This is a genomic window from Streptomyces sp. NPDC028991 (assembly GCF_055564775.1).
This window is the reverse complement of sequence record NZ_JBVHVP010000001.1, coordinates 782,112-792,360: the sequence shown is the minus strand read 5'-3', so window position 1 is coordinate 792,360 and position 10,249 is coordinate 782,112. Positions and strand designations below refer to the sequence as shown.

Here is a 10,249-nt window from a genome sequence, read left to right as displayed (position 1 = left end):
CAGAATCGAACGAAAAGGGGGTTTAGGGGAAGGAACAACCTCCCCCTCCCACACCGGTCGGACGGCGTCGCGCGAAGGGCCGGAACGGGTCGGACGGCGTCGCGCGAAGGGCCGGAACGGGTCGGACGGCGTCGCGCGGAGAGCCGGAACGGGTCGGACGGCGCGCCGGTCAGCGGGGCTGTGCCCGCGCGCTCTCCAGGTAGTGCAGGACGGCCGCCACCCGACGGTCGACCTGGTCGGCCGGGGACAGGTCGAGCTTGGCGAAGATGCTGCGGATGTGCTTGTGCACCGCGCCGTCGGTGACGACCAGCCGTGCGGCGATGGCGCTGTTGCCGAGGCCCTCCGCCATCAGGGCGAGCACCTCCCGCTCCCGGGGACTGAGACGCTCCAGTCGGGTGTCCTGACGGGTCCGGGTGAACAGCTGGGCGACGACCTCCGGATCGATGGCGGTGCCTCCGGCCGCGACCCGGCGCAGCGCGTCCATGAACTCCTCGACCCGCCCGACGCGTTCCTTGAGCAGGTAGCCGAGGCCCCCCACCCCGCCGGTCAGCAGGTCGGTGGCGAAGGACTGCTCCACGTACGCGGACAGCACCAGCACGGCCATCGCGGGGCGCCGGCGCCGGGCCTCGACGGCCGCGCGGACGCCCTCGTCGGTGTGTGTGGGCGGCATGCGTACGTCCAGGATGGCCACGTCGGGCTCGTGCTCGCCGATGGCGTCGAGCACCGCCTCGGCGGTGTCCGCGGTGGCGACCACGTCCAGGCCCTCGGCCCGCAGCAGCAGGGCGAGTCCCTCGCGCAGCAACGGGTCGTCCTCGGCGATCACGATCCGCAGGGCGCGGTCCGTTTCACGTTCCACGGGGGAGGTCCACTTCCAGGATGGTCGGTCCGCCGGGCGGGCTGGCCAGGCGGAGAGTGCCGTCATGCGCCGCGACGCGGCGCCGGATACCGGTCAGCCCCGAACCCCCGCCCTCGTCGGCGCCGCCCCGTCCGTCGTCCTCGACCACCAGCCGCAACCGGTCGCCCCGTCCCCGCACCGTCACCGACGCCCGCCCCGCACCACTGTGCTTCGCGACGTTCGTCAACGCCTCCGCCACCACGAAGTACGCCGTCGCCTCCACCGACGCCGCGCACCGCTCGGGCACGTCCGCCGCCACCCCGCAGGGCACCCCGCAGTCCGCCGCCAGCCCCGACAGCGCCCCCGCCAGCCCCCGGTCCGCCAGTACGGGCGGCAGGATCCCGCGCGCCACCGCACGCAACTCCCCCAACGCCTGCTCCGCCGCCGACTGCGCCCGCTCCAGCAACTCGTCCGCACCCACCGGATCACGCGCCGCCATCCGCCGCGCGGCGCCCAGCAGCACCGTCACCGACACCAGCCGGTTCTGCGCGCCGTCGTGCAGCGACCGCTCGATACGCCGCAACTCCGCGGCATGCGCGTCCAGCGCCGCGGCCCGCGTCGCCGTCAACTCCGCCACCCGCAACGACAGATCCGTACCCGGACCCGCCACGAGCAGCGACCGCCCCGGACCGGCCTGAAGCCGTGCCATGCCCGGCCCCAGACCCAGCAGGATCGCCATCCAGCCCAGGCCCAGCAGCATCGCCGCGACGGCGTCCGGCCAGGACTCGGCGGTCCCGACGCCCACGGACGTGGTCGTCGCGTCGCTGGGCACGAGCCGCCACCACAGGGGAAAGGTGGTGTCCCGGACGGCGCAGACGGGCAGCAGGAGACCGGCCAGGCCCAGGAGGAGCCCCAGGGTGGCGTGCCGGACCAGCCAGCGCAGCTCGCGCCGGGTGGTGGGGTCGGCCAGGGCGAGCCGCAGCCGGGTGGGCGGCGGATCGGGGGCGATGATCTCGGGGCCCCAGCGGCCCAGCCGTCGCCGTTCCCTGCCGGCGAGGGTGTGCAGCGCCCGCGGCACGGCCGGGGCCATGAGGAGGCCGACGCCGACCAGACAGGCCAGGGCGGTGACGACGACCCCGCACAGGACGAGCAGGGCGAGGAGGGCCGTGCCGAGGCCGCCGGTGAGCTGCCGCACCGCGGCGAGCGCGGCGGAGACGGTACGGACCATGATGTCCCGCCGCCCGGTGAGCCGGTCGCCGGCCGAGCTGTCCCGCGGTGTCTCCATCCGCATTCCTCCGGTCAACGGCCTTACTGGGCAGGCGGGTCGGCTTCCGGCGTGGGCCAGGGATCACCCCAGTCCGCGTCGCGGGCGGCCTTGTACAGGTCTCCGTGGCGCTTGGTGACCGTCCGGCGGCGAAGCTGTTCGTCGGGCTCGCACAGGTCGAGCAGCACCTGGCCCTTGCGGATCTGCGGACGCCGGACCACCCGGGAGGGGGCGGGGTCGACCGGGAGCCGGGTGGCGGCGACGTAGCTGAACTTCTCGTCCTCGTAGGCGAGGGAACCGCCCTTGACCTGGCGGTGCAGGGAGGAACGGCTGACCCGCGCCGCGAAGTGGCACCAGTCCGTGCCGGGGACGATGGGGCAGGCGGCGCTGTGCGGGCAGGGGGCGGCGACCCGGAACCCGGCGGAGATCAGCCGGTCGCGGGCCTCGATGACCCGGGCGTACCCGTCCGGTGTGCCGGCCTCCACGATCACGACGGCCCGCGCGGCCAGGGCGGCGGCGTCGACGAGGGCGGAGCGGTCGGCGCCGGTCAGCTCGTTGAGCACGTAGGAGACGGTGACGAGATCAGTGCTCTCGACGGTGAGCGCCGATCCGATCCGGGAGCGCTGCCAGCGTACGTCGCCCAGGGCCGGGTGGGCCGCGGCGATCTCCCGGCCGAGGGCCAGCGCGGGCTCGGCCCAGTCGAGCACGGTCACCGGGCGAACGCCGCCCCAGGTGTCGCTGACGGCCCAGGTCGCCGCGCCGGTCCCACCGCCGACGTCGACATGGCTCCCGGGCACCCACCCGGGCACGGCGTCCGCGAACGCCGCCAGCGCGGACCGCACCGCCGCGAAGGTCGCGGGCATGCGGTAGGCGGCGTAGGCGACGACGTCCGCGCGGTCCCGCAGGATCGGGGCGTCGGTCGGGGTGGCCCCGCGATAGCTGGCGATCAGCCGCTCCACGGCCTGCGCGGCCTGCCGGGGCGGCAGCCCGTCGACCAGGTCGGCGAGGGCGGTACGCAGGGTGTCGGCGGGGGTGGCTGGGTCGTTCACCCGTCGATTCTACGGGGCGGGCGCTCGGTCACGGCCCCGACCGGCATCCGGACGCACCCCGCCACGCACACCCCCGCCGGCCCCGCGCAGGCCGCCCGCAGACACCCCGGCTCACTCTCCCGCACAGGCCGCCGCAGACACTCCTGCTCAATCCCCGCGCAGACCGCCGCAGACACTCCTGCGCGGTCTCTCGCACAGGCCGCCGCAGGCACTCCTGCGCAGTCTCCCGCGCAGGCCGCCGCAGGCACTCCTGCGCAGTCTCCCGCGCAGGCCGCCGCAGGCACCTCGGCTCAAATCTCCCGCACCGCCCGCGCCACCCGCGTCCCCAGCGCCGCCCGGGGCCCGTTGTCCGGGGTGCGGCGGCGCGGATGGACCGTGTTGGCGAGGAGGACCGCGAACGTGTCCGTCGCCCGGTCGAGGATCAGCATCGTGCCCGTGAACCCGGTGTGCCCGGCCGCCCCCCGCCCCGCCAGCTCGCCCATGAACCAGGGCTGGTCCAGCGCGAACCCGAGCCCCGGCTCGGTGAGCAGCAGCTCCACGAAGTCCGCCCCGAGGATGCGGGCCGGCCCGTACGAGCCCCCCGCCAGCAGCGCGCGGCAGAAGACGGCGAGGTCCCGCCCCGTCGAGAACAGCCCCGCGTGACCGGTCACCCCGCCGAGCGCCCACGCGTTCTCGTCGTGGACGACACCTCTCAGCATCCCCCGGTCCGCCTTGGCCCACGGCCTGCGCTGGTCCTCGGTCGCCGCCGCGCCCGGGCACGGCCCGAAGCGCGTCGCCGTCATGCCCAGCGGCCGGGTGATCCCGTCGTGGACGAGGACGTCGAGGCCGCGGCCGGTGACGCGTTCCAGGACGTGCTGGAGGAGCAGCATGTTCAGGTCCGAGTAGCAGTACGTGCCCGGCACCCCCACCGGCCGCTCCGCCCGCAGCCGCCGCAGTCGTGCCTCGTCGTCGGCGCAGTCGTACAACGGGAGCTCGGGCCGCAGCCCGGAGGTGTGCGTGAGCAGCTGCCGCACGGTGACGCGGTGCGCGGCGGCGGCCCGGAAGTCCGGCAGATAGGCGCCGACCTCCGCGTCGATGCCGAGCGTGCCCCGTTCGATCTGCTGCACGGCGGCGACCGCGGTGAACACCTTCGTCAGGGACGCCAGATCGAACGGCGTGCCGACGGTCATCGGCACCCTGGAGCGTTCGGGCAGTTCCACGCCCGCGTCGGCGCGCGAGTCGTAGGACGCGTACCGCACGGCCCACCCCGCGGCCTCCTCGACGGCGAGCACGGGGCCGCGGCCGACGGCCACGACGGCACCCGCCGCCCAGGGACGCTCACCGGCGGTGAGGCCGTGCACCTCCTCGACGACACGGCGGAGCTGCCCGGGGGCGAGCCCGGCCCGCTCCGGGGTGCCGCTGCGCAGTCTCGGAACGCTCAGCTGTCCTCTCCTTCCGATGGACGGCACATCCCCAGGAAGAAGGCGAGTGCCACCAGCGCCGCCACCAGCTGGACCACGGCCATCGGCAGGGCGGTGTCCTCCCCCGCGATCCCGACGAGCGGGGAGGCGACGGCGCCGATGAGGAACGAGGACGTGCCGAGCAGCGCGGAGGCGGAGCCGGCGGACTTCTCGACCCGCATCAGGGCGAGCGCCTGGGTGTTGGGCAGGCTGATGCCCATCGCGGACATCAGCACGAACAGCGCGCAGGCGACCGGCGCGAGGCCGACCTCGCCGAAGACGCCGAGGGACATCAGCAGCAGCGCGGTCGCGGCGGCGATGACGATGAGCAGCCCGAGACCCAGCACCCGGTCCAGCCGGACCCGTCCGACGAGGATCTTGCCGTTGATCTGTCCGACGACGACCAGGCCGATCGAGTTGACGCCGAACAGCAGGCTGAACGTCTGCGGGGAGGCGCCGTAGATCTCCTGGATGACGAACGGCGAGGCGGCGATGTAGGCGAACAGCGAGGCGAAGGCGAAGCCGCCCGCGAGCATGTAACCGGTGAAGGCGCGGTCGGCGAGCAGCCCGCGCATCGCGCGCAGGGTGCCGCCGACGCCGCCCGCGTGCCGCTCCTCCTCCGGCAGGGTCTCCGGCAGCTTGGCCCACACGACGACGCCCAGGACCACCCCCACCACCGTGAGCACGACGAACACACCCCGCCAGTCCGTCACCCGCAGGACCTGCCCGCCGATGAGCGGCGCGACGACCGGCGCGACTCCGGAGATCAGCATGAGGGTGGAGAAGAAGCGGGCCATGGCGACACCGTCGTACAGGTCGCGGACGACGGCGCGGGCGATGACGATGGCGGCGGCTCCGGCGAGGCCCTGCGCCAGCCGGAAGGCGACGAGGAGTTCGACGGTGGGCGCGAGGGCGCACAGTGCGGTGGCCACGACGTAGACGGCGAGGCCCGCCAGGAGCGGGCGGCGGCGGCCCCACTTGTCGCTCATCGGTCCGACCACGAGCTGCCCGAGCGCCATGCCGGCCAGGCACGCGGTGAGCGTGAGCTGGACGGTCGCGGCGGACGCGTGGAGGGAGCGGGTGACGTCCGGGAGCGACGGAAGGTACATGTCCATCGCCAGCGGCGGCGTCGCGGTGAGGCCGCCGAGGATGAGCGTGACGAGCAGGCCGGTGCGGCGGGTGGCGCGCAGCGAGCGGGCGGCCGGTCCCGTTTCCGGCCCGGCCGCTCGCTCGGTGATCGGTGTGGTGCCCGTGTCCGTAGCTGTTTTCGTGTCCATGTCCGGTGATGGGTGCGGTATGGACGGCCCGCGCTCGGGCATGTGCCCCTCCCTCTTCGACAGATCCGCCACCTATGCTCTCAGCTCGTACGGACTTGAACGAACAGACTCGAACGAATCTGAGCGAGGGTGGGGCAGCGTGTCAGCGGTGACCGGGCAGAGGGTGCGCTGGGGGATTCTGGCGACCGGCGGGATGGCGGCGACGTTCACGGCGGATCTGGTCGATCTGCCGGACGCGGAGGTCGTGGCGGTGGCGTCGCGGACCGAGGCGTCGGCGAAGGCGTTCGCGGAGCGGTTCGGGATACCGCGGGCGTACGGCGACTGGGAGACGCTGGCGCGGGACGAGGAGGTCGACGTGGTGTACGTCGCCACCCCGCACTCGGCGCACCGGGCGGCCGCCGGCCTGTGCCTGGAGGCGGGGCGGAACGTGCTGTGCGAGAAGCCGTTCACGCTGAACCTGCGCGAGGCGGAGGAACTGGTGGCGCTCGCCCGGCGGGGCGGCGGCTTCCTGATGGAAGCGATGTGGATGTACTGCAACCCGCTGGTGCGGCGGCTGAAGTCGCTGGTCGACGACGGCGCGATCGGCGAGGTGCGCAGCGTTCAGGCGGACTTCGGGCTGGCGGGGCCCTTCCCGCCCGCGCATCGCCTGCGCGACCCCGCGCAGGGCGGCGGCGCGCTGCTCGACCTGGGTGTGTACCCGGTGTCGTTCGCCCAGCTGCTGCTCGGTGAGCCGTCGGACATCGCGGCGCGAGCGGTGCTCTCCGACGAGGGCGTCGATCTCCAGACGGGTGCCCTGCTCTCCTACGAGAGCGGTGCTCTCGCTTCGGTGCACTGCTCCATCACCGGCGGTACGCCCAACTCCGCCTCGGTCACCGGCTCCAAGGGCCGCATCGACGTCCCGTACGGCTTCTTCTTCCCGGACCACTTCGTGCTGCACCGGGACGGCCAGGACCCGCAGGAGTTCCGGGCCGACCCGGCCGACGGCCCCCGGGCCAGCCTCAAGCACGAGGCCCGGGAGGTGATGCGCGCGCTGCGCGCGGGCGAGTCCGAGTCCCCGCTGGTCCCGCTCGACGGCACCCTGGCGGTGATGCGGACGCTCGACACGATCCGTGACCGCGTCGGCGTCCGCTACCCCGGCGAGGAGCGTGCGGTCACGCCGGCTTGAGCCCCTGCTCCCCCACCTCCGTCACGAAGGACCCGGCGGTCGTCAGCGGCGCGCCCTGCGTGGTCACGTGGGACACGGTCTTGAAGTCGGCGCGCGCCGACTCCCGGCCGAGTGACACGGTCACGTAGCCGCGCCGCCCGTTGAAGAACTTCAGGTGCGGGTTGGCGGCCATGAGGGTGTCCCAGTTGGACGGCTTCTCCGCGCCGTCGCGGCCGCTGGTGACGGAGGTGGTGACGATCTCCGTGCCCAGGGTCCGGGAGCCGGGGTCGTCGAAGTCGCGTTTGATGTCGAAGCCGTAGGAGACGTGCACGTCGCCGGTGAGGACCATGAGGTTCTCGACTCCGGCTGCCTGCGCGCCGGCCAGCACCCGCTCGCGCGAGGCCGGGTAGCCGTCCCAGGAGTCCATGGAGACCTTGGACGGCAGGGTGGTGGAGTTGAACCGCCGGGAGAAGGTGACCTGCTGGGGCACCACGTTCCACAGGGCGTCCGACCGGTGCCAGCCGTTGATCAGCCAGCGCTCCTGGGCGTCGCCGGTCAGGGTGCGGCTCGGGTCCTCGGACTCGGGCCCGGAGTACTGCCAGCCGTCGCCGTAGGCCTGGTTGGAGCGGTACTGGCGGGTGTCGAGCACGTCGAACTGGGCCAGCCGGCCCCAGTGCAGGCGGCGGTACAGCCTCAGGTCCGGACCGTCGGGCAGCTGGGGCCGGCGCAGCGGCATGTTCTCCCAGTACGCGCGGTAGGCGGCGGCCCGCCGGACGAGGAATTCCTCCGGCGGGACGCTGTTCTCCGGGGTCCCGTCGGCGTAGTTGTTCTCGGTCTCGTGGTCGTCCCAGGTGACGACGAAGGGGTGCGCGGCGTGCGCGGCCCGCAGGTCGGGGTCCGACTTGTAGAGGGCGTACCGCAGGCGGTAGTCGTCCAGGGTCACCGTCTCGCGGTTGAACAGCGAGGGGAGGGTGCCGGCCGGGTAGGCGCGCCGGCCGGCGACGTCGTTGACGGCGTACTCGTAGAGGTAGTCGCCGAGGTGGAAGACGACGTCCACGTCCTCCTGGGCCAGGTGCCGGTAGGCGGTGTAGTAACCCTCGTCGTACTTCTGGCAGGAGACCACGCCGAAGGTGAGGTCGGAGACCCGGCTGCGCTGCGCGGGCGCGGTACGGGTGCGCCCGGCCGGGCTGACCCAGCGGCCGGCGCGGAAGCGGTAGTAGTAGACGTGGCCGGGGGCGAGGTGGTCGACCTCGACGTGCACGGCGTGGTGGAACTCGGGGTGGGCGGTGGCCTTGCCCCGTCTGACCACGCGGCGGAACCGCTCGTCGAGGGCGAGTTCCCAGCCCACGTCGACGCGTTTGGCGGGCAGCCCGCTGTCGGCCTGGTACGGGACGGGGGCCAGGCGCGTCCACAGCAGGACGGAGTCGGACCGCGGGTCGCCGGAGGCGACGCCGAGCGTGAAGGGGTCGTCGGTGAGCTGTGCCGCGTCGAGCTCGGCGGCGCTCGCGGTGCCGACGGCCGGCAGGTTCACGGAGAAGGCGAGCGCGGCGGCGGCGCCGGTGACGGTCAGGAATCGACGGCGGCCCAGGTGGCGGGCGGCGGCGCGGAGTTCGGGCGCGTGCGAGGGCTGGGACTGGGCCTGGTGGTTCGCGGGTGTCATCCGTTCCTCCCCTTGCAGTGGTTGCAAGGGGCATTCGAAGGGCCGGGAACGACCCTTTCTTGGCGCGAACATGGCGAACCCATGTCGGGAGGGTGAGTTCCGCACGATCCGCCACGCGTACGCTGCCGACTCATGAACACCGTGAGAACCGCCGACAAGGAACAGGTCCGCGCACAGAAAGTGGCCGTCGTCACGGGCGCCGGCTCCGGTATCGGCCGGGCGGTCGCCGTCGAACTGCTGGCGGCCGGCTGGTCAGTGACCCTCGCCGGCCGGCGCGTCGAGACGCTCGAGGAGACGGCCGCACAGGCCCCCGCGGGCAGTGCGACGGCGTTCCCCGTGCGCGCCGACGTGTCACGCCCCGAGGACGTGGCGGCCCTGTTCGGCGCCGTACGCGACCGCTTCGGGCGGCTGGATCTGCTGTTCAACAACGCCGGGACGTTCGGCCCGGGCGGCGTGCCGGTCGAGGACCTGCCCTACGAGGCGTGGCGGCACGTGGTGGACACCAACCTCAACGGGGCGTTCCTGTGCGCGCAGGCGGCGTACCGGCAGATGAAGGAACAGGCCCCGCGGGGCGGCCGGATCATCAACAACGGCTCGATCTCGGCCCACACGCCGCGTCCGCACTCGGTGGCGTACACGGCGACCAAGCACGCGCTGACGGGCCTGACCAAGTCACTGTCGCTGGACGGCCGCCCGTACGGCATCGCGGTGGGGCAGATCGACATCGGCAACGCGGCGACCGACATGACGGCAGGTATGCAGACCGGCGCGCTCCAGGCCAACGGGGAGACGGCACCCGAGCCCGTGATGGACGTCGCCGACGTGGCGCGCACGGTGCGGCACATGGCGGAGCTGCCGTTGGAGGCGAACGTGCAGTTCGCGACGGTCATGGCGACGGCGATGCCGTACGTGGGCCGCGGCTGAGCCCACCGCGCGCACCACCGCTGTCTCACACAATCGGAATTTCGCAGTCCGCAGTATCGCGGCCGGTGAAGGGCATATGCTCAACTCGCCTTCACCAGAGCTTCACATTTGGAGCGTTGGCCTTCCGTAACGCTCCTGCCGTTCCGCAGGCCACACCGAGGGGGAGGCGGCAGCCGTCCCGCCGCACCGGCTGGGGGTGGATCCCGCGTGGGACCGCGGGATGCACACCGGTGGGCGGAACGGCTGCCGCGCAGACCACGCGGACGCGGGCTACACCTGCGCGGCTACACCTGCGCGGTTACGCCTGCGCGGTTACGCCTGCGCGGTCTCGAACCGCGCGATCCGCCCCTCCTCGTCCACGGTGAAGTCCCACCGCGTACGCATCTCGCCCCAGGTGTCGTTGCTGTAGCGGGCGATGAGGGCGCGACCGCCGTTCGACTCCTTGTCGACCTCCAGGTGGCCGTGGGAGGAGAAGATCTCCTGGTCGATCCACTGGCCGAGGTCCCGGTCGTTCCCGTCGTCGGCCATGGTGGCGTCCGGGGAGAGCAGGGAGAGGAAGGCCTCGCGGTCGTGGGCGTTGACGGCGGCGACGAAGGCGCGGACGGCCGGGTCGCTGAGTCGCGTGGTCTGAATCGTCATGGCGGCAGCGTCACACCG

General features: G+C 73.3%; 9 protein-coding genes. 2 read left to right on the top strand and 7 right to left on the bottom strand.

The genetic code is table 11. From position 1 onward, the window contains the following. Window positions 1–169 precede the first annotated feature (169 nt). The 5 genes from ACZ4V1_RS03490 to ACZ4V1_RS03470 all read right to left on the bottom strand — a co-directional run bounded on the left by ACZ4V1_RS03490 (window position 170) and on the right by ACZ4V1_RS03470 (window position 5,906). On the bottom strand, window positions 170–832 hold the full coding sequence (locus tag ACZ4V1_RS03490) for a response regulator transcription factor (RefSeq protein WP_468328966.1): 663 nt from the start codon (window positions 830–832) through the stop codon (window positions 170–172). 13 nt (window positions 833–845) lie between these two features. Further along, on the bottom strand, window positions 846–2,120 hold the full coding sequence (locus ACZ4V1_RS03485) for a sensor histidine kinase (protein ID WP_468328635.1): 1,275 nt from the start codon (window positions 2,118–2,120) through the stop codon (window positions 846–848). Between the two features lie 23 nt (window positions 2,121–2,143). Continuing rightward, on the bottom strand, window positions 2,144–3,148 hold the full coding sequence (locus ACZ4V1_RS03480) for a small ribosomal subunit Rsm22 family protein (RefSeq protein ID WP_468328633.1): 1,005 nt from the start codon (window positions 3,146–3,148) through the stop codon (window positions 2,144–2,146). A 290-nt stretch (window positions 3,149–3,438) separates the two neighbouring features. Beyond that, a complete protein-coding gene (locus tag ACZ4V1_RS03475; RefSeq protein ID WP_468328631.1) occupies window positions 3,439–4,596 on the bottom strand; it encodes a serine hydrolase domain-containing protein in 1,158 nt (385 codons plus the stop codon). After that, window positions 4,566–5,906 carry a multidrug effflux MFS transporter gene (locus ACZ4V1_RS03470; RefSeq protein ID WP_468328629.1) on the bottom strand — a complete coding sequence of 447 codons (1,341 nt, stop codon included), beginning with the start codon at window positions 5,904–5,906 and terminating at the stop codon, window positions 4,566–4,568. The genes ACZ4V1_RS03475 and ACZ4V1_RS03470 overlap by 31 nt, the downstream gene beginning before the upstream one ends. Window positions 5,907–6,012: 106 nt before the next feature. Between ACZ4V1_RS03470 and ACZ4V1_RS03465 the strand changes: the two genes are divergently transcribed. After that, a complete protein-coding gene (locus ACZ4V1_RS03465; RefSeq protein WP_468328627.1) occupies window positions 6,013–7,029 on the top strand; it encodes a Gfo/Idh/MocA family protein in 1,017 nt (338 codons plus the stop codon). On the opposite strand, the gene ACZ4V1_RS03460 is transcribed toward ACZ4V1_RS03465, so the two are convergent. Next, on the bottom strand, window positions 7,016–8,668 hold the full coding sequence (locus ACZ4V1_RS03460; RefSeq protein WP_468328625.1) for an alkaline phosphatase D family protein: 1,653 nt from the start codon (window positions 8,666–8,668) through the stop codon (window positions 7,016–7,018). The genes ACZ4V1_RS03465 and ACZ4V1_RS03460 overlap by 14 nt on opposite strands. A 132-nt stretch (window positions 8,669–8,800) precedes the next feature. On the opposite strand from ACZ4V1_RS03460, the gene ACZ4V1_RS03455 reads away from it, so the two are divergent. Next, window positions 8,801–9,592 (top strand): SDR family oxidoreductase, encoded by a 792-nt coding sequence (locus ACZ4V1_RS03455; protein ID WP_468328623.1) that lies wholly within the window; start codon window positions 8,801–8,803, stop codon window positions 9,590–9,592. A 312-nt stretch (window positions 9,593–9,904) separates the two neighbouring features. Here ACZ4V1_RS03455 and ACZ4V1_RS03450 read toward each other — a convergent pair whose 3' ends face one another. Next, entirely contained in the window at window positions 9,905–10,231 is a 327-nt protein-coding gene (locus ACZ4V1_RS03450; protein WP_468328621.1) for a nuclear transport factor 2 family protein, read from the bottom strand. Window positions 10,232–10,249 lie beyond the last annotated feature (18 nt).

What these genes read in the sequence shown, in the direction of transcription:
- ACZ4V1_RS03485 (WP_468328635.1), bottom strand. Translation starts at nt 2,120, where the DNA reads ATGGAGACACCGCGGGACAGCTCGGCCGGCGACCGGCTCACCGGGCGG.
- ACZ4V1_RS03470 (WP_468328629.1), bottom strand. Translation starts at nt 5,906, where the DNA reads ATGCCCGAGCGCGGGCCGTCCATACCGCACCCATCACCGGACATGGAC.
- ACZ4V1_RS03460 (WP_468328625.1), bottom strand. Translation starts at nt 8,668, where the DNA reads ATGACACCCGCGAACCACCAGGCCCAGTCCCAGCCCTCGCACGCGCCC.
- ACZ4V1_RS03455 (WP_468328623.1), top strand. Translation starts at nt 8,801, where the DNA reads ATGAACACCGTGAGAACCGCCGACAAGGAACAGGTCCGCGCACAGAAA.
- ACZ4V1_RS03450 (WP_468328621.1), bottom strand. Translation starts at nt 10,231, where the DNA reads ATGACGATTCAGACCACGCGACTCAGCGACCCGGCCGTCCGCGCCTTC.